We start from the raw sequence: 17591 nt of genomic DNA, 5'->3' as shown, positions 1-17591 counted from the left end.
GACATCGGCGAACACATGAGGGGCGCACCCGCCACCGGGTGCGCCCCTCACAGACGTCGGGGCCCGTCCCCGCGCCGCGGTCAGTTGTGCCCGAAACGGCGCTGCTGCTTGCGGGCTCCCTCGGCAGGGCCGCCGCCCGGCCCGGTGTCCGTGCCCGGCCCGGTGGACCCGGCCTGCTGCGCCGCCCGTCCGCCTGCCGCGGGGCGCTCCTGCCGGCCGCCGCGCTTGCGGTTCCTGTTCTTGGCCATGGTGATCCGCCTCCTGTGCGATCTGCCTGCTGTGGGTGATCCGGGGGCAGGATCAGATTCACATACAGTGCCACGTCGTGCATGTTTGATAATTACCCTGCGTGATAAGGCCTGTAGGGCGACCGGCACCGGATGCGCCACGCCGAAGATCGAGTTCGGACCGTTAACCCTCGTACGGTCGGGCAGACTCGAAGGAAACCCGAAGCGACCCGCGCGCTTCAGCACGGTGGGCACGGGACGCATCCTGCGGGCGACCGCCGGGCATCCCGGTAGGAACAGGGAAGAAGGTAGGTGGATCGCGTGGACCGCTGCATCGTCCTGGTGGACGCCGGGTATCTGCTGGGGGCCGCCGCGAGCCTGCTCGCCGGTGAACCCTCCCGGTCCCGCATCACCATCGACCACGCCGCCCTGATCCAGGGTCTGCGCGAGCGCGCCGAGTCGGACACGGAGCGTCCGCTGCTGCGCATCTACTGGTTCGACGGCGCCCCGGACCGTGTACCCCAGCCCGAGCACCGCAGGCTGCGGGTGATGCCGCGGGTCACGGTCCGCCTCGGCGCGCTGACCCGCAGCGACGGCCGGTGGGCGCAGAAGGGTGTGGACGCCGCCATGCACGCCGAGCTGACCGAGCTGGCCCGCAACCGCGCCTGCTCCGACGTGGTGCTGGTGACCGGCGACGGTGATCTGCTGCCGGGCATGATGGCTGCCAAGGAGCACGGCGTCGCCGTCCACCTGTGGGCGGTGCAGGCCGCGGACGGCGACTACAACCAGTCGGAGGACCTGGTCGCCGAGGCCGACGAGCGGCGGGTGCTCGACCGGGCCTGGATCACCAAGGCCGTGCGGGCGAAGGAGGCCGGCGTCGTCTGCGCCCCGGTGGCCGCGCCGCGCCCGGAGATCGCCGCCATCCTCTCCGCGCCGCTGCCCGACTCCGCGCTCACCTCCGCGGAGCGGGCGGCCGACGCCGCCGGCCCGGACCGCCGGCCCCCGGCGGCCCCCGGGACGAACGGCACACAGGACCGCGGACCCGCGGCCAAGGGCGTGCCCACCCCGAAGGACCTGGCCGCTCTGCGCGCACCGTCCGGTCAGCCGGGGCAGCCGCCGGCCGGCGCCACACTGCGCTGGTCCTCCGACAAGGGCTGGGTGGAAAGACCCACCGCCGGCGAGTCCCCGGAAGCGGCCGCGCTGCCGACCCTGGCCCAGTTGACCACCGCCGAGCAGCGCTGGGCGGACCGTGAGGAGGACATCACCACCGTCGGCGGTGACCCCTTCGAGGTCGGTCAGGTCTTCGCGCGCCGTTGGATGGCGCGCCTGCCGGAGCCGTCCCACCTGCACAGGCTCTCCGGGATGTACCCGCGCATCCCGCACCGCATCGACGGTGAGCTGCTGCGCTACGCGGCCCGTTTCGGCCTGCTCGCCCACAAGGACGACCAGATCGACGAGCACGACCGGTACGCCATCAGGGCGGGCTTCTGGCGCGAGATCGAGGCGCGGTCGCCCGCGGAGCAGGTGCCCACGGGGGAGTGAGGCGCACCCCCGGTTCCCCGCGGCCCTTCCGGGACGCCCGGCGGTGCACGCGTGCCCCAAAGGCGCCCCGGAGGGCTCGACCCCGTAGGCTCGTGCTTCGTGAGAATGCGCACCGCATGGCCGGAACACGACACCGACGTCGTGTGCACGGTGCGGGACCTGGTCAAGACCTACCCCGCGGCGCGCGGCCGCCGCGGCAGGCCCGCACAGCCCCCGGTGCGTGCCACCGACGGGGTGCGGCTGGACGTCCGGCGCGGCGAGGTCTTCGGGCTGCTCGGCCCCAACGGCGCGGGCAAGTCGACCCTGGTCCGCCAGCTCACCGGCCTGCTGCGGCCCGACGCGGGCAGCGTCCACCTCCTCGGCCACGACATCGTGCGGCACCCCGAGCGGGCCGCCCGCATCCTCGCCTACCTCGGTCAGGACTCCACCGCACTGGACGAGCTGACCGTCGCGCTGGCCGCGGAGACCACCGGACGGCTGCGCGGTCTGACCGCCCGCGCGGCACGCGCCGCGCGGGACGCGGTCCTCGACGAACTCGGGCTCGGCCCCCTGGCCGCCCGGCCGCTGAAGAAGCTTTCCGGCGGCCAGCGCCGACTGGCCTGCCTCGCCGCCGCGCTGGTCGGCGAGCGCCCGCTGCTCGTCCTGGACGAACCGACCACGGGCATGGACCCGGTGGCGCGCCGCGCGGTGTGGGCCGCCGTGGACCGGCGCCGTGCCGAGCGGGGCACGACGGTGCTGCTGGTCACCCACAACGTCATCGAGGCGGAGACGGTGCTCGACCGGGTCGCCGTGCTCGACCGCGGCCGGATCATCGCCTGCGACACGCCGGCCGGCCTCAAGGAGCGGGTCGCGGGCGAGGTGCGTGTCGAACTGGTCTGGCGCGAGAGGGCACCGCTGGAGCTGCCGGAGGTCGCCGCGCTGCGCCCGGCCGCCGTCGAGTCCGGGCGCCGCTGGGCCCTGCGGCTCGCGCCGGACGAGGCACGGGCCGCCGTCGCCGCCGTCACCGGCGGCGACGCCTTCGCCGCGCTGGACGACTTCACCCTGGCCACCCCGAGCCTGGAGGACGTCTACCTGGCCCTCGGCGGCAGCGCGGCCGGCGTCGAGGGACTGGTGAAGACATGAGCTGGGCGCACCCCGCAGGAACCCATGGGAAGGCCACCGGACCCCGCGGCCGTGCCGCCCGCCCCTTCGGACGCGACGAGAAGGAGCAGCGCACGGTGAGCGCCCCACCCGCCCCGGCCACCGGCGGTGGCGCATCCGCGTACGGCCCCGACCACCCGTGCGACACCGCGCCGCCCCCGGGCGCCCACGCCGGCGGGGACCCCGCACACGCCGGGGCGGCTTCCACGGACGCCACCACGGCCGGTGCCGACCGCGCCCCCGCCCACCCCGCACGTCCCACCGCCGCCCCGGAGACCGGAGCCGGTGGCGGGCCCGCCCGCGACCGGGAGCACCCGTCGGCCGCCCGCTCGGGGCGGGATGCCGTCGCCCTGGCGCCCCGGGCCCGTCTGCTGCCCGCGCTCGGTGCCGTCTACCGGGCCCAGCTCTCACGTGCGCGGGTGGCCAGGATCCCGCTGCTGTTCGTGGCGACCTTCCAGTCCGTGGGGATCATGATCCTGATGCGGGGCGTGGTCGACGACGCGAGCGGGGCGCGGGCCGTGGTGGCCGGATCCTCCGTCCTCGTCGTCGCCTTCGTCGCGCTCAACCTGCTCGCCCAGTACTTCGGGCAGTTGCGTGCCGCCGGCGGGCTCGACCACTACGCCACCCTGCCCGTGCCGCCCGCCGCCGTGGTCCTCGGCACCGCCGCCGCGTACGCCTCCTTCACGGTGCCGGGCACGGTCGTGACCGCGGTGGTCGGCTGCGGCCTCTTCCAACTGCCGCTCGCCCACCTCTGGGTGCTGGTGGCGGTGATCCCGCTGGCGGGCGCCGCGCTCTCCGGGCTGGGTGCGGCCCTCGGACTGCTCGCCCCGCGGCCCGAACTGGCCACGCTGCTCGGCCAGCTCGGCATGTCGGCGGCGCTGCTGCTGGGTGTGCTGCCGGCCGGGCGGATGCCCGAGCCGATCCTGTTCGTACGCGACCTGCTCCCGTCGACCTACGGGGTGGAGGCATTCGTACGGGCCTTCGGCGCCCGCCCCGACTGGCCCGCCGTCGGACTCGACCTGGCGGTCTGCGCGGCCGTGGGCGTCGTCTCGCTGGCCGCGGCGACCTGGGCCTACCGCCGGGCGGCCGTCCGGTGACGCACTCCACGAGGGCGTTTGGCACGATGTGGGGGTGACCGCACCGTTGACTCCTTCGCCGCACCACCAGCCCGCACACGACCCGCACCCCCAGGTACCCGCCGCACCGGCAGACGGGGCCGCGACCCCCGCGCCGTACGGAGAGGACGGTCCCGGTATGAAGACCGAAGTGCGGCAGGCGGCCGTGGTCACGGTCGTGGTGGCGCTCTGCGGCGTGCTGCTCGGCCTGCTGTGGCTGTGGCTCGCGCCGCACGTGCCGCTGATCGCGGACGACCAGGCGGTCTACCTCAAGGACAGCGAGGGCGAGCAGGCCGTCGGGGTGGACGGCGTCTTCACCCTGCTGGCGGTCGGCTTCGGCGCGCTGAGCGCGCTGGCCGTCTTCCTGGTGAGCCGCCGGGGCGGCGTCCCGCTGGTCGTCGCCCTCGCCCTGGGCGGGCTGCTCGGCGCGCTGCTGGCCTGGCGCCTGGGCATCTGGCTCGGGCCGACCCCGGACGTCGCCGCCCACGCCAGGCAGGTCGGCAAGGGCGTCACCTTCGACGCCCCGCTCGAACTGAAGGCGAAGGGGGCGCTGCTCGCCTGGCCGGTGGCGGCCACCCTGGTCCACCTCGGCCTGACGGCTCTTTTCGGCCCCCGCGACCCCGAACCCGAGTTCGAGCAGGAGCACGGGCACGAGCAGGCGGGGCCGTACCCGTCGGAGAACTGAGACCCCGCGCGTGCGCCGGGGCGCGCTGCGGGGCCGGGCCCCCGAGCGCATCCGGGCCGGTACCGGCTGCCGTGCACCGGCACCCCTCAGGGGCCGAAGGCGCGGAGCGCCGCTGGTGCCCGGGCCCCGTGGAGGCCCCCGGGGCCCGGGTCGTGGGGGCCCTCGGGCCCGCGTCGTGGGGAGCCGCTGGCCTGAACGCCGCGGCTTCCGTGTGCCCCGAAGCCCCCGCCCTCCGGTCCCCGGCCCGCCTCCCGGCCGGGGCGCCGTCCCGGAGAGTGGCGCACCGCGGGAGCGGCACGCCCGGTCCCGGCAGGGGCCGCCCCGGCAAGGGGCCCGCAGGGGCGGCGTGCCGGGGCCGTGCCGGTCAGCTCCTGCTGACCGGTGCCACCACCGCCCCCGTCAGCGCGGCGAGGGTGCCGGGAGCGAGCTCCACCTCCAGGCCACGGCGGCCCGCGGAGACGCAGATCGTGCTGTGCCCGGCGGCCGACGCGTCGAGGACCGTGGGGAGCCGCCTGCGCTGGCCCAGCGGCGAGATGCCGCCGCGGACATAGCCGGTGGTGCGCTCCGCGGCCGCAGGGTCGGCCATGGCGGCCCGCTTGCCGCCCACCGCGGCGGCCAGTGCCTTGAGGTCGAGCGAGCCGGAGACCGGTACGACGGCGACGGTGAGCGCGCCGTCCACGTCCGCCACGAGTGTCTTGAACACCCGGTCGGGTGATACCCCCATGGCCTCGGCGGCCTCCTCCCCGTACGAGGGATGCGCCGGATCGTGCACGTAGGAGTGCAGTGTGAAGTCGGCGCCCGCCGCGGCGAGCGCGACGGTCGCGGGCGTGCCGCCCGCCTGCTGCCGGGCGCGGGCCTTCGCTGCCTTCTTCGCCATCGGTCCTTCCAGGGGGCTCGCGGACGCTCGGGGTCGGCCCGCGCCCGGGGGCCGCCGGCGCCGGGTGCCACCGCGCCGGCCGGTGCGGCTGGTGCCAGTTGAGTCCGGTGTCAGTTGAGGCTGGTCGGGCTGCGGGTGAGGTCCGTCATGGGCAGCGACGGCAGCGAGCGGATCACGGCCGTCTCCGTGCGCAGCAGCCGCAGCTCGTCGCGGAGCCGCGAGGCGGTGTCAGGAGCCTGCAGCAGCCGCTGCTTGGTCGGCGTGTCGAGCACCGCGGCCGCGGCCACCAGGTACGACACCACGGACGGCTCGTCCGGCAGCTCCGCGTCCGTGGACAGCGACCGCTCCCGCGCTCCGGCCAGCCGCTTCTGGTACGACCTGAAGGCCCGCAGCACCCCCTCGGCCAGCGCTCCCGCCTCGTCGCCCGGTTCCTCGGGCAGCTCCTCCAGCTCCGCGGTCAGGAACGCCCCCGAGGCGTCCACCGAGCCGATGCGGACCCGGGTGGTGCCGGTCGCCAGGACCTCGAAGCTGCCGTCCGCGCGCTCCCGGACGGTCGCCGCGTCCGCGATGCAGCCCACGGCGTGGAAGGCCTTCGCGGGATCGCTGCCGAAGCCGGCCGCCGGGCCGCGCTCGGGCTGCGCCGTCTGGTCCGGCAGGCCCGGGGCGCTCGGCGCGACCTCGTGCCCGTCGCGGATGGCCACGACGGCGAACCTGCGCGGTTCGCCGTCGGGTGTCTTGAGCAGCTCGCGCATCATGGCGCGGTAGCGCTCCTCGAAGACGTTCAGGGGCAGTACCAGACCCGGGAACAGCACCGAGTTCAGTGGGAAGAGCGGCAGCCGGACGGTCGTCACGAGCCGCAAGCCTAATGGCCCGCGCGCCCGTGGCGCGCGGTGTCCGCTCAGCAAGCGGTTCGCAGGCGTCGGATCCCGGCCGTCCGCGCCCCCGGCCGGCGCCCCGGCGAAAGGCCCGCGCCCCGGGGCGGGACGCCCGCCGCTCACCCCCTGCGCAGCAGCCGCGTGGCGCCCGCCGCCACCGTCGTCGCCAGGATCCAGCCGAGGCAGATGACGACGGCGGCAGCCCACTGCCAGCCGCTGTGCAGCTTCCAGTAGCCGTCCTGACCGAGGTTGATCACCGGGATCAGCAGGTCGAGCGCGAACAGCGGGGCGTTCCAGTCCGGATGCTCCTCCGCCTTGATCGGCGGGTGCGAGGCGTGCGAGAAGGCGATGGCGCTGGCCGCCCAGAGCACCGCCATCCACAGCGCCGCACGGCCCGGCCGGTACCCGTACGCCACCGTCCAGTCCTGTGCGTAGCCCCACAGCTTCGCCGCCAGCGGCAGTGTCGCCCGCCGCCTGCGCTGCTTGGCGAGCAGCACCACACGGGCCTCCGCGTCCTCGCCGGAGCTGCGCAGCACCGCCGCCAGCTTCTCGTACGGCTCCGGGTTGTACTCGGGCGTGGCGGCGGCCAGCCACTCCAGGCGCAGCGACAGCGAGAAGGGCCCGCGCGGCACCAGGCTCTCGTAGCTGAACCCGCCCATCGACAGGCCACCGGCCCGCGGCCAGCTCGCCGCCTTGTCGACGAGGGTGACGATCCGCGCGCCCGACAGCACGACCCGCCCGCGCTGCGGCCGCTCACCGAGGAAGCGCAGCTCCGGTGTCTGGACGCGGCGCAGGGACACCTCCTGGTCGTTCTCCAGGACGAAGCGGGCCTGCTCCATGTCGATGGCGTCGCCGAAGCGGCCGTCGTCGAGCCGGATGCCGCCATGGCACTCGAACCGCTGCACGCGGGTGCCGCGCGCGGGCGTGGCACCGCTGGTCAGCACCGGGTCGGCGACGCTCGCCGGGGTCAGGTAGAGCGAGCGCTCCACGGTCAGTTGCGGGGCGTTGAGCGCCCGGCGGCCGTGCGGGTGGAACAGGCGGCTGCCGCGCAGGCTGAGCGACACGCCGATCTGGGCGCCGCGCAGGCTCAGTTCGCCGTACGACTCCATCAGCTCGGCCTGGAGGTCCTGGCCGACGCTCAGCCCGTCGCCCATGATCGCCCGGCTGCGCCGGTCGCGGTACACCACGGCCTGGTTGAGCAGCAGGTCCGTGCCGATGTGCGCGTCGGTGAGCCGTATGCCGTGCTGGAGGCGGCACCGGGCCAGATGCAGGTCGCCCTCCGTGTGCAGCCGCGCCGCCTCCAGGCGCGGTATGGAGCAGTCGAGCAGCCGCAGGGTGGTCAGCCGCGCCTCCGGGAGGAGTATCTCCTTCTCGAAACGGCATCCCTTGAGCTCGACGTAGGGCAGCACCAGACCGCCCGCCAGATCGAGCACACCGACGATCTGCACGCCGAACAGCTTCAGCGACGACACCCGGCCCGGCAGTGCGGGCGGCCCGTCCAGCAGCAGCCACGCCACGATGCGGGCCCGTACGCTGCGCTCCGGCCCCCAGGGGTGCCCGCCGTGCGGATCGTCGACGGCCGCGTCGCCGCTCCGCAGGTCGTAGACGCTGCCGTTGCGGAAGGCCTGCCACATGCCCACCTCGGCGCTGGTCAGTCCGTCCGGCAGTTCCCCCGTGCTGGTGGTGCCGTCGACCACGATCCTCGTCCCCGTTCTGTCGTCCTGCTCGTCCCGTGCGCCCCGTGCGTCTCGTCCGCCACGCTGGTATCGACCCAGGACATCCCGATCGTCCCGATCGGCATGCGTGTCCACGGGGTGCCGGCGCGGCGCCCGAGGCCGTCGGCACGGGCGCCCGCCACCGCGGGGTGCCCGGCGGGCCGCGTACGGTGCGCGGATCACTCTCCCGTATGCCGGGGCCCGACTACTAGGCGCTTTCGTACAACGGTGATGCCCGGTCGGTGACGGTCTGAAAGCCCTTGGTGACGCCGAGTTGGACAACGTGTCCCCACCGGGTGCCCGGGGCCGTCCCGGCGCGGTGTATCAGTCAGTGATACGGACGTCCTGACGGATCCGGCGGTCTGCGAGAATTGGCCCTGTGATCTCCCGAATCGATCTGCGCGGCGACGCCCTCCCCGAGGGCGCCGCCCTGCGCGACCTGCTGCCGCGAGCCGAGTTCGACGTGCAAGCCGCCCTGGAGAAGGTGCGGCCCATCTGCGACGACGTCCACCATCGCGGCTCGGCGGCGGTCCTCGAGTGGGGGGAGAAGTTCGACGGGGTCCGTCCGGAGCGGCTGAGGGTGCCCGCCGACGCGCTCCGGGCGGCCCTCGCAGGGCTGGACCCGGCGGTGCGCGCCGCCCTGGAGGAGTCCGTCCGGCGCGCCCGGCTCGTGCACCGCGAGCAGCGCCGCGCCACCGTCACCACCCAGGTCGTACCGGGCGGCACCGTCACCGAGAAGTGGGTGCCGGTCGAGCGGGTCGGCCTCTACGTCCCCGGCGGCCGCTCGGTGTATCCGTCGTCCGTGGTGATGAACGTCGTGCCCGCCCAGGAGGCGGGCGTGCGCGCCGTCGCTGTCGCCTCGCCGCCGCAGGCCGGTGAAGGTGCTCTCGGTGTCTTCAGGGGGCTGCCGCACCCCACGATCCTCGCCGCCTGCGCACTGCTCGGCGTCGACGAGGTCTACGCGGCGGGCGGCGCCCAGGCCGTCGCCATGTTCGCGTACGGCACCGAGGACTGCCCCGCGGTCGACCTCGTCACCGGCCCGGGCAACATCTACGTCGCCGCCGCCAAGCGCCTCCTCAAGGGCCGGATCGGCATCGACGCGGAAGCGGGCCCCACCGAGATCGCCGTCCTCGCGGACGACACCGCCGACCCGGTGCACGTGGCCGCCGACCTGATCAGCCAGGCCGAGCACGACCCGCTGGCCGCCGCCGTGCTGGTCACCGACTCGCCGGAGCTGGCCGACGCCGTCGAGCGCGAACTGGCGCCGCAGGTCGCGGCCGCCAAGCACGTCGAGGACCGCATCGCGCCCGCCCTGGCCGGCCGGCAGTCCGCGATCGTGCTGGTCGACGGGCTCGACGCGGGCCTGCGCGTGGTCGACGCCTACGCCGCGGAGCACCTGGAGATCCAGACCGCGGACGCGTCCGCCGTGGCCCAGCGGGTGCGCAACGCCGGCGCCGTCTTCGTCGGCCCCTGGGCGCCCGTCTCCCTGGGCGACTACTGCGCGGGCTCCAACCACGTCCTGCCCACCGGAGGCTGCGCCTGCCACTCCTCGGGCCTGTCCGTGCAGTCCTTCCTGCGCGGCATCCACATCGTCGACTACACCCGGCAGGCGCTCGCCGAGGTCGCCCACCACGTGGTCGCGCTCGCCGAGGCGGAGGACCTGCCCGCGCACGGCGCGGCGATCAAGGCGAGGTTCGAGTGGAAGGTGCCCCGCACATGACCGGCATCGACATCCCCGTCCCCGCGGCCGGCGCGGGTACGACGCGCATCGACGACCTGCCGGTCCGCGAGGAACTGCGCGGCAAGAGCCCCTACGGCGCCCCGCAGCTCGACGTGCCCGTCCGGCTGAACACCAACGAGAACCCGTACCCGCTGCCCGAACCGCTCGTCGAGCGCATCGCCGAGCGGGTCCGCGAGGTGGCGAGGAACCTGAACCGCTACCCCGACCGCGACGCCGTCGAGCTGCGCACCGCGCTCGCCGACTACCTCAACGCGACCGGCCCCGACAGCGCCCCCGAGCTCGGTGCGGCCCACGTCTGGGCCGCGAACGGCTCGAACGAGGTGATCCAGCAACTGCTCCAGACGTTCGGCGGCCCCGGCCGCACCGCACTCGGCTTCGAGCCGTCGTACTCGATGCACAGCCTGATCGCCCGCGGCACCGGCACCGCCTGGGTCTCGGGCCCCCGCGCGGACGACTTCACCCTCGACCCCGAGACCGCGGTCCGCGCCATTGCCGAGCACCGCCCGGACGTGGTCTTCGTCACCACCCCGAACAACCCCACCGGCAACGCCGTCCCCGCCGAGACGGTCCTCGCGCTGTACGAGGCCGCACAGCGCGCCAAGCCGTCCATGGTGATCGTCGACGAGGCGTACGTCGAGTTCAGCCACGGCACGTCGCTGCTTCCGCTGCTCGCCGGGCGGCCGCACCTGGTGCTGTCGCGGACCATGTCGAAGGCGTTCGGCGCGGCCGGCCTGCGGCTCGGCTACCTCGCCGCGGACCCGGCGGTGGTGGACGCCGTGCAACTGGTCCGCCTGCCGTACCACCTCTCGGCCGTCACCCAGGCCACCGCGCTCGCCGCCCTGGAGCACACCGACACGCTCCTGAAGTACGTCGAGCAGCTCAAGGCCGAACGCGACCGGCTGGTGGCCGAGCTGCGTACGATCGGGTACGAGGTGACAGAGTCGGACGCGAACTTCGTACAGTTCGGCCGCTTCCCGGAACCCGGGGGCGCCCGCGCCGCATGGCGGCAGATCCTGACCAGGGGCGTCCTGGTCAGGGACAACGGCGTACCGGGCTGGCTGCGGGTGTCCGCGGGCACCCCGCAGGAGAACGACGCGTTCCTCGATGCGGTACGCGACCTCAAGAAGGAGCAGGAGCAGCACGGATGAGCCGCATCGGGCGGGTGGAACGCACCACCAAGGAAACCTCGACCGTGGTCGAGATCGACCTCGACGGCACCGGGCAGGTCGCCGTCTCCACGGGGGTCGGCTTCTACGACCACATGCTCGACCAGCTCGGCAGGCACGGCCTGTTCGACCTGACCGTGAAGACCGAGGGCGACCTGCACATCGACGCCCACCACACCATCGAGGACACCGCGCTCGCGCTCGGTGCCGCCTTCCGGCAGGCCCTCGGCGACAAGGTCGGCATCTACCGCTTCGGCAACTGCACGGTGCCGCTCGACGAGGCGCTCGCGCAGGTCACCGTCGACCTGTCCGGCCGCCCCTACCTGGTGCACAGCGAGCCGGAGCAGATGGCGCCGATGATCGGTGCCTACGACACCACGATGACCCGCCACATCCTGGAGTCCTTCGTCGCCCAGGCCCAGGTCGCCCTGCACGTCCACGTCCCTTACGGGCGCAACGCCCACCACATCGTGGAGTGCCAGTTCAAGGCGCTGGCGCGGGCGCTGCGCTACGCCAGCGAGCGCGACCCGCGGGCCGCCGGCATCCTCCCGTCGACGAAGGGCGCCCTGTAGCCATGACCGGTGCGTCCACCGCCCTGATCCTCATCGGGCTCTTCCTCGTCGGCGGCATCGTCTCCTTCGTCCGCCAGCAGATGCCGAGGAGCCTCATCGTGCTGCTGTCCCTCGGCGCCGGGATGTGCCTGGTCGCCGGTGTCCTGCGACTGGGGGTGTGGAATTGAGTTCCCGCACGTCCCCCAAACGGGTCGTCGTCTTCGACTACGGCTTCGGGAACGTCCGCTCGGCGGAACGCGCCGTCGCCCGCGCCGGGGCCGAGGTCGAGATCACCGGTGACTACGAGGCCGCGATGAACGCGGACGGCCTGCTCGTGCCCGGGGTCGGCGCCTTCGCCGCCTGCATGAAGGGGCTCAAGGCGGCCCGCGGCGACTGGATCGTGGACCGCCGGCTGTCCGGCGGGCGGCCCGTCATGGGCATCTGCGTCGGCATGCAGATCCTGTTCGCCGACGGCGTCGAGCACGGGGTGCGGAGCGACGGCCTGGCAGAGTGGCCGGGCACGGTCGAGCCGCTGAAGGCCGACATCGTCCCGCACATGGGCTGGAACACCGTCGAGCCGCCGGCCGACTCCGAGCTGTTCGCGGGCGTCGACACCGGGGCCCGGTTCTACTTCGTGCACTCCTACGCGGTCCACCACTGGTCGTTGGAGACCGTGAACCCGAGGCTGCGAGCCCCCAGGGTCACGTGGTCCACGCACGGCGAGCCGTTCGTGTCCGCCGTGGAGAACGGCGCCCTGTGGGCCACCCAGTTCCACCCCGAGAAGTCCGGCGACGCCGGAGCCCAGCTCCTCTCCAACTGGATCGAGACCCTGTGACCATGGCCGAGACCCGTACGCTCGAACTCCTTCCCGCCGTCGACGTCCGCGACGGCCAGGCCGTCCGCCTCGTGCACGGTGAGTCCGGCACGGAGACGTCCTACGGCTCGCCGCTGGAGGCCGCGCTCGCCTGGCAGCGGGCCGGCGCGAAGTGGCTGCACCTGGTCGACCTGGACGCCGCGTTCGGCACCGGCGACAACCGCGCACTGATCGCCGAGGTCACCCGCGCCATGGACATCAAGGTCGAGCTCTCCGGCGGCATCCGCGACGACGACACCCTCCTCGCGGCCCTCGCCACCGGCTGCACCCGGGTGAACCTGGGCACCGCGGCGCTGGAGACCCCCGAGTGGGTCGCCAAGGTGATCGCCGAGCACGGCGAGCGGATCGCGGTGGGCCTCGACGTGCGCGGCACGACGCTGCGCGGCCGCGGCTGGACCCGCGACGGCGGCGACCTCTACGAGACCCTGGAACGGCTCGACACCGAGGGCTGCGCCCGGTACGTGGTCACCGACATCGCCAAGGACGGCACGCTCCAGGGCCCCAACCTCGACCTGCTCCGCTCGGTGTGCGCGGCCACCGACCGTCCGGTGGTGGCCTCCGGGGGCGTCTCGTCCCTGGCGGACCTGCGGGCCATCGCCGCGCTGGTGCCCGACGGGGTGGAGGGCGCCATCGTCGGCAAGGCCCTGTACGCCAAGGCGTTCACCCTGGAGGAGGCCCTGGAGACGGTACGGGCGGTGGCACCGTGACATCCGGCGTACGGCGCGTGCAGAGCGGCTCGCCCTGGGAGGACAGCATCGGCTCCGCCCGGGCCGTGGCGGCGGGCGACCGGGTCCTCGTCGGCGGTACGACCGCCTTCAAGGGCGCGGTGCTGTTCGGCGAGGGCGACCCGTACGAGCAGGCCAGGGTGGCCTTCGCCAACGCCCTGGAGGCCATCGGCGCGTTCGGACTCGGCGTGGAGTCCGTGATCCGCACGCGGATGTATCTGACGCACCCCCGTGACGTGGAGGAGGTGGGCCGGGCGCACCGGGAGCTCTTCAAGGACGCGCGGCCCGTCGCGACCCTGGTGGTCGTCTCCGGTTTCGTCGACCCGCGCATCCTGGTCGAGGTGGAACTGGAGGCGTTCCTGGCCGGGGACGCGGGGCCGGCGCACCGGCAGAAGGACCAGCAGCGAGCGGAATCCGGAGGAGAAGGCGCACCATGACCCTGGCGGTCCGAGTCATCCCGTGCCTGGACGTGGACAGCGGCCGGGTGGTCAAGGGGGTCAACTTCCGCAACCTGCGCGATGCGGGTGATCCCGTCGAGATGGCCAAGGCGTACGACGCGGAAGGCGCCGACGAGCTGACCTTCCTGGACATCACGGCTTCCTCCGGCAACCGCGAGACCACCTACGACGTGGTCCGGCGCACCGCCGAGCAGGTCTTCATACCGCTCACCGTGGGCGGCGGCGTGCGCACCGCGGACGACGTCGACCGGCTGCTGCGGGCCGGGGCGGACAAGGTCGGCGTCAACACGGCCGCCATCGCCCGCCCGGAGCTGATCAGGGAGATCGCGGAGCGGTTCGGCCGCCAGGTGCTGGTGCTCTCGGTGGACGCCCGCAGGAGCGACGCCGTGCCGGGCGGCAGCTTCGAGGTGACCACCCACGGCGGCCGCCGCGGCACCGGCATCGACGCCGTCGAGTGGGCGCACCGCGCGGCGGAGCTGGGCGCGGGGGAGATCCTGCTCAACTCGATGGACGCGGACGGCACCAAGGAGGGCTACGACCTGGAGATGATCGCCGCCGTCCGCAAGCACGTCACCGTTCCCGTGATCGCCTCCGGCGGCGCCGGCACCCTGGCCGACTTCCCGCCCGCCGTCGGAGCCGGCGCCGACGCGGTGCTCGCCGCCTCCGTCTTCCACTTCGGCGACCTGCGCATCACCGACGTGAAGCAGACCCTGCGGGACGCGGGGCGGCCGGTCCGGTAGCGCGGACGGAGCGGTGGGCACGGACGGAGCGGTGGACACCGGCGGCCGTCGAGCCGGGCACGGGCGCCGGCGCCCACGGCAGCGGTGGCCCGCGGACACGGCGTCCCGCCGGGCGGGCGGCACCCGTGCCGCCGGGGACGCACCCCCGAGCCCCTGCCGCGGAGGCCGTGCCGCCGTGGCGGCTGCGGGGCAGGTGGGGCCGCACGGCCCGGGTGGTGGGGCGGCCGGAACACAGGGGGCCGCGGGGCGCCGGGGCCCGGGCCCCCGGGCCCGTTCACCCGGCCGCCGTGACCGCGGCGAGCCGTGCCGGCCCCGTCGGCTTCCCCGGCGCAGGTCCGGTGCGACCCACCGACGCACGGGACCGGGGCGCGCCGGGCAGCCGCGCAGCGGGGCGGGAACGGCCGCTGCCGTACTGCATGCCGAGCCGGTGCGCCTACATGCCGAGCCGGTCCGCGCCGCGCAGCCTGCCGACGGCCTCCTGCTCGCCCTCCAGTTCCACGTCGGCCTGCTGCTGCCGGCCGAACAGGAACATCGTCAGCTCACCGGGCTCGCCGACGGCCGTGACCACCGGGGTGCCCCGCCGGGCCACGGCCGTGCGGCCGTCGGGGCGGCGCAGCACCAGGCCGACCGGCGACTTGCGGCCCAGCAGCCGCGCCGACCTCTCCAGGCGCGACCAGAGCGCGTCGGCGAAGACCGGGTCGAGCACCCGCGGCGTCCAGTCCGGCTGGGCCCGGCGCACGTCCTCGGCGTGCACATAGAACTCGACCGCGTTCGCCGCCTCGTCGATCTGCTTGAGCGCGTACGGCGAAAAACGCGGCGGACCGGTGCGGATCAGCCGGATCAGCTCCTCGTACGGCTTGGCGGCGAACTCCGCCTGCACCCGCTCAAGACGCCCGGCCAACTGCTTGATCACGAGCCCGCCCGCCGCGTCGGCGCGGCGCTCGCGCACCACCACATGGGCCGCGAGGTCACGGGTGAGCCAGCCGTCGCAGAGCGTCGGCGCCTCGGGGCCGGCGCCCTCCAACAGATCCGCGAGGAGGAGCCGTTCACGCTTGGCATGGGTCGACATGGCACAAGGGTACGACCGCACCCGGGGTCAGCGGGCGGAGCCACCCCGTCCGCGGACCGGACCGTGTCCCGCCGCGTCACACGGATCGCGCACAATGGCACCCATGACCAGCACGCCCCGGCAGCCCAGCCAGCTCGACCCCGCGATCGCCGCCCGACTCAAGCGCGACGCCGACGGGCTCGTCCCCGCCATCGCCCAGCAGTACGACACCGGAGAGGTGCTGATGCTCGGCTGGATGGACGACGAGGCGCTGCACCGCACCCTCACCACGGGACGCTGCACCTACTGGTCGCGCAGCCGCCGTGAGTACTGGGTGAAGGGCGACACCTCGGGCCATGCGCAGTACGTGAAGTCGGTCGCCCTGGACTGCGACGCGGACACCCTCCTGGTCCGGGTCGACCAGGTCGGCGCCGCCTGCCACACCGGCGCGCACACCTGCTTCGACGCCGACGTGCTGGCGCTCCCGCAACCGGGCGGTGACACCGCCGCACGCCGCGCCGGGCACGGCGCCGGCGAGCATCAGTAAGGTCTCCCGCCATGGACCTGGAGACCTTCCGCAAGCTGGCCACCGACCGCCGAGTGATCCCCGTCAGCCGCAAGCTCCTCGCGGACGGCGACACCCCCGTCGGGCTCTACCGCAAGCTCGCCGGGGAGCGCCCCGGCACCTTCCTGCTGGAGAGCGCGGAGAACGGACGCTCGTGGTCGCGGTACTCGTTCATCGGCGTGCGCTCCACCGGCACGCTCACCGAGCGCGACGGCCAGGCGCACTGGCTCGGAGCCCCGCCGGTCGGCGTACCGGTCGACGGTGACCCGCTCGCGGCCCTGCGGGCCACCGTCGAGGCCCTGCACACCCCGCGCGACCTGGCCTGCGGCATGCCGCCCTTCACCGGCGGCATGGTCGGCTACCTGGGGTACGACATCGTGCGCCGCCTGGAGAAGGTGGGCCCCGGCGAGCACGACGACCTGCAACTCCCCGAGCTGACCATGCTGCTCACCTCCGATCTCGCGGTCCTCGACCACTGGGACGGCACGGTCCTGCTCATCGCCAACGCCATCAACCACAACGACCTCGCGACCGGTGTCGACGAGGCCCACGCGGACGCCGTCGCCCGCCTGGACGCGATGGAGGCCGACCTGGCCCGGCCCCTCGTCCAGCCCCCGGTCGCGCTGCCGCCCTCCCGCCTCCCCGAGGTCACGGGGCGCTGGGGCGGCCCGGACTTCCAGGCGGCCGTGGCCGACATCAAGGAGCGCATCCGGGCGGGCGAGGCGTTCCAGGTCGTGCCCTCGCAGCGCTTCGAGACCCCCTGCACCGCCACCGCGCTGGACGTCTACCGCGTGCTGCGGGCCACGAACCCGTCGCCGTACATGTACCTCTTCCGGTTCCCCTGCGAGGACGGAGAGCCCTTCGACGTCGTCGGTTCCAGCCCGGAGGCCCTCGTCAAGGTGGCCGACGGGCAGGCCATGCTGCACCCCATCGCCGGCACCAGGCCGCGCGGCGGCACCCCGCAGGAGGACCAGGCGCTCGCCGAGGAACTGCTCGCCGACCCCAAGGAGCGCGCCGAGCACCTGATGCTGGTCGACCTCGGCCGCAACGACCTGGGGCGGGTCTGCGAGCCCGGCTCGGTGGAGGTGGTCGACTTCATGTCCGTCGAGCGCTACTCGCACGTCATGCACATCGTCTCCACGGTCACCGGGCGGGTCGCCGCGGGGCGCAGTGCGTTCGACGTCCTCACGGCCTGCTTCCCGGCCGGCACCCTCTCCGGCGCGCCCAAGCCACGGGCCCTGCAGATCATCGACGAGCTGGAGCCCGCGCGCCGCGGCGTGTACGGCGGCTGCGTCGGCTACCTGGACTTCGCCGGCGACTCGGACACCGCGATCGCCATCCGCACCGCCCTGCTGCGCGGCGGCACCGCCTACGTCCAGGCCGGCGCCGGCGTGGTCGCGGACTCCGACCCGGTGGCCGAGGACACCGAGTGCCGGAACAAGGCCGCTGCGGTCCTCAGGGCGGTCCACGCGGCCAACCGGCTGACCGCGGCGGGCGGGAGCGCCCCGCCCCGCGCGGCGGGCACCGGTGCCCGGTGAGGCGTCCGG

The 17591-nt window shown here is 74.4% G+C and carries 19 protein-coding genes; 14 read left to right on the top strand and 5 right to left on the bottom strand.

From position 1 onward, the window contains the following. Positions 1-80: 80 nt before the first annotated feature. Positions 81-248 carry a hypothetical protein gene (locus IE313_RS07115; protein WP_189930084.1) on the bottom strand — a complete coding sequence of 56 codons (168 nt, stop codon included), beginning with the start codon at positions 246-248 and terminating at the stop codon, positions 81-83. A gap of 300 nt (positions 249-548) precedes the next feature. Here IE313_RS07115 and IE313_RS07110 point away from each other — a divergent pair, with 300 nt between their 5' ends. The 4 genes from IE313_RS07110 (at position 549) to IE313_RS07095 (ending at position 4709) form a co-directional block, all read left to right on the top strand. After that, positions 549-1769 carry an NYN domain-containing protein gene (locus IE313_RS07110; protein ID WP_189930272.1) on the top strand — a complete coding sequence of 407 codons (1221 nt, stop codon included), beginning with the start codon at positions 549-551 and terminating at the stop codon, positions 1767-1769. A 105-nt stretch (positions 1770-1874) separates the two neighbouring features. Next, entirely contained in the window at positions 1875-2891 is a 1017-nt protein-coding gene (locus tag IE313_RS07105) for an ABC transporter ATP-binding protein (protein ID WP_189930271.1), read from the top strand. Between the two features lie 95 nt (positions 2892-2986). Continuing rightward, positions 2987-4006 carry an ABC transporter permease gene (locus tag IE313_RS07100; RefSeq protein WP_229924438.1) on the top strand — a complete coding sequence of 340 codons (1020 nt, stop codon included), beginning with the start codon at positions 2987-2989 and terminating at the stop codon, positions 4004-4006. 34 nt (positions 4007-4040) lie between these two features. Next, a complete protein-coding gene (locus IE313_RS07095) occupies positions 4041-4709 on the top strand; it encodes an AAA family ATPase (protein ID WP_189930083.1) in 669 nt (222 codons plus the stop codon). A 364-nt stretch (positions 4710-5073) separates the two neighbouring features. On the opposite strand, the gene ybaK is transcribed toward IE313_RS07095, so the two are convergent. The 3 genes from ybaK to IE313_RS07080 all read right to left on the bottom strand — a co-directional run bounded on the left by ybaK (position 5074) and on the right by IE313_RS07080 (position 8095). Beyond that, the gene (gene ybaK, locus IE313_RS07090; RefSeq protein ID WP_189930082.1) at positions 5074-5586 is read right to left on the bottom strand and encodes a Cys-tRNA(Pro) deacylase; all 513 of its coding nucleotides are present in this window, start codon (positions 5584-5586) and stop codon (positions 5074-5076) included. Positions 5587-5696: 110 nt separating this feature from the next. Then, positions 5697-6437, bottom strand: a complete 741-nt coding sequence (locus IE313_RS07085) for an LON peptidase substrate-binding domain-containing protein (protein ID WP_189930081.1) — start codon at positions 6435-6437, stop codon at positions 5697-5699. Positions 6438-6580: 143 nt separating this feature from the next. Then, complete coding sequence (locus IE313_RS07080; RefSeq protein WP_373316944.1) at positions 6581-8095, bottom strand: oxidoreductase; 1515 nt, start codon at positions 8093-8095, stop codon at positions 6581-6583. 460 nt (positions 8096-8555) lie between these two features. On the opposite strand from IE313_RS07080, the gene hisD reads away from it, so the two are divergent. From hisD to hisF, 8 genes are read left to right on the top strand one after another with little or no spacing between them, the layout of a single operon-like run. Beyond that, on the top strand, positions 8556-9896 hold the full coding sequence (hisD, locus tag IE313_RS07075; RefSeq protein ID WP_189930079.1) for a histidinol dehydrogenase: 1341 nt from the start codon (positions 8556-8558) through the stop codon (positions 9894-9896). Then, a complete protein-coding gene (locus tag IE313_RS07070; protein WP_189930078.1) occupies positions 9893-11065 on the top strand; it encodes a histidinol-phosphate transaminase in 1173 nt (390 codons plus the stop codon). Before hisD ends, IE313_RS07070 begins: the two co-directional genes overlap by 4 nt. Next, positions 11062-11655: an imidazoleglycerol-phosphate dehydratase HisB gene (gene hisB / locus IE313_RS07065; protein ID WP_189930077.1), complete on the top strand. Its 594-nt coding sequence runs from the start codon at positions 11062-11064 to the stop codon at positions 11653-11655. The genes IE313_RS07070 and hisB overlap by 4 nt, the downstream gene beginning before the upstream one ends. 2 nt (positions 11656-11657) lie before the next feature. Continuing rightward, entirely contained in the window at positions 11658-11822 is a 165-nt protein-coding gene (locus IE313_RS07060) for a CG2302 family histidine operon protein (protein WP_189930076.1), read from the top strand. Beyond that, positions 11813-12469 (top strand): imidazole glycerol phosphate synthase subunit HisH, encoded by a 657-nt coding sequence (gene hisH, locus IE313_RS07055; protein WP_373316929.1) that lies wholly within the window; start codon positions 11813-11815, stop codon positions 12467-12469. Before IE313_RS07060 ends, hisH begins: the two co-directional genes overlap by 10 nt. Positions 12470-12471: 2 nt before the next feature. Next, entirely contained in the window at positions 12472-13215 is a 744-nt protein-coding gene (gene priA, locus IE313_RS07050; protein ID WP_189930074.1) for a bifunctional 1-(5-phosphoribosyl)-5-((5-phosphoribosylamino)methylideneamino)imidazole-4-carboxamide isomerase/phosphoribosylanthranilate isomerase PriA, read from the top strand. Next, positions 13212-13670, top strand: a complete 459-nt coding sequence (locus tag IE313_RS07045; protein WP_189930073.1) for a RidA family protein — start codon at positions 13212-13214, stop codon at positions 13668-13670. The genes priA and IE313_RS07045 overlap by 4 nt, the downstream gene beginning before the upstream one ends. Then, entirely contained in the window at positions 13667-14431 is a 765-nt protein-coding gene (gene hisF, locus IE313_RS07040; RefSeq protein ID WP_189930072.1) for an imidazole glycerol phosphate synthase subunit HisF, read from the top strand. Before IE313_RS07045 ends, hisF begins: the two co-directional genes overlap by 4 nt. A 433-nt stretch (positions 14432-14864) precedes the next feature. Here the strand turns inward: hisF and IE313_RS07035 are convergent, their stop codons facing one another. Then, the gene (locus tag IE313_RS07035; RefSeq protein ID WP_189930071.1) at positions 14865-15500 is read right to left on the bottom strand and encodes a TIGR03085 family metal-binding protein; all 636 of its coding nucleotides are present in this window, start codon (positions 15498-15500) and stop codon (positions 14865-14867) included. 103 nt (positions 15501-15603) lie between these two features. On the opposite strand from IE313_RS07035, the gene hisI reads away from it, so the two are divergent. Together hisI and IE313_RS07025 are read left to right on the top strand one after the other, a co-directional pair. Further along, entirely contained in the window at positions 15604-16026 is a 423-nt protein-coding gene (gene hisI / locus IE313_RS07030; protein ID WP_189930070.1) for a phosphoribosyl-AMP cyclohydrolase, read from the top strand. 11 nt (positions 16027-16037) lie between these two features. After that, complete coding sequence (locus tag IE313_RS07025) at positions 16038-17582, top strand: anthranilate synthase component I (protein WP_189930069.1); 1545 nt, start codon at positions 16038-16040, stop codon at positions 17580-17582. Positions 17583-17591 lie beyond the last annotated feature (9 nt).

Origin of the sequence: Streptomyces sulfonofaciens (assembly GCF_014656295.1) — a bacterium.
GTDB lineage: Bacteria > Actinomycetota > Actinomycetes > Streptomycetales > Streptomycetaceae > Streptomyces > Streptomyces sulfonofaciens.
The sequence above is the reverse complement of the archived record's forward strand: the minus strand, read 5'-3'. Positions and strand labels throughout refer to the sequence as shown.

Excerpts from the sequence above, each read along its gene's own strand:
- IE313_RS07060 (WP_189930076.1), top strand. The coding sequence starts at position 11,658 with ATGACCGGTGCGTCCACCGCCCTGATCCTCATCGGGCTCTTCCTCGTC.
- IE313_RS07105 (WP_189930271.1), top strand. The coding sequence starts at position 1,875 with ATGCGCACCGCATGGCCGGAACACGACACCGACGTCGTGTGCACGGTG.
- IE313_RS07080 (WP_373316944.1), bottom strand. The coding sequence starts at position 8,095 with ATGTGGCAGGCCTTCCGCAACGGCAGCGTCTACGACCTGCGGAGCGGC.
- ybaK (WP_189930082.1), bottom strand. The coding sequence starts at position 5,586 with ATGGCGAAGAAGGCAGCGAAGGCCCGCGCCCGGCAGCAGGCGGGCGGC.
- hisF (WP_189930072.1), top strand. The coding sequence starts at position 13,667 with ATGACCCTGGCGGTCCGAGTCATCCCGTGCCTGGACGTGGACAGCGGC.
- IE313_RS07115 (WP_189930084.1), bottom strand. The coding sequence starts at position 248 with ATGGCCAAGAACAGGAACCGCAAGCGCGGCGGCCGGCAGGAGCGCCCC.
- IE313_RS07035 (WP_189930071.1), bottom strand. The coding sequence starts at position 15,500 with ATGTCGACCCATGCCAAGCGTGAACGGCTCCTCCTCGCGGATCTGTTG.
- priA (WP_189930074.1), top strand. The coding sequence starts at position 12,472 with ATGGCCGAGACCCGTACGCTCGAACTCCTTCCCGCCGTCGACGTCCGC.
- hisI (WP_189930070.1), top strand. The coding sequence starts at position 15,604 with ATGACCAGCACGCCCCGGCAGCCCAGCCAGCTCGACCCCGCGATCGCC.
- IE313_RS07025 (WP_189930069.1), top strand. The coding sequence starts at position 16,038 with ATGGACCTGGAGACCTTCCGCAAGCTGGCCACCGACCGCCGAGTGATC.
- IE313_RS07070 (WP_189930078.1), top strand. The coding sequence starts at position 9,893 with ATGACCGGCATCGACATCCCCGTCCCCGCGGCCGGCGCGGGTACGACG.
- hisB (WP_189930077.1), top strand. The coding sequence starts at position 11,062 with ATGAGCCGCATCGGGCGGGTGGAACGCACCACCAAGGAAACCTCGACC.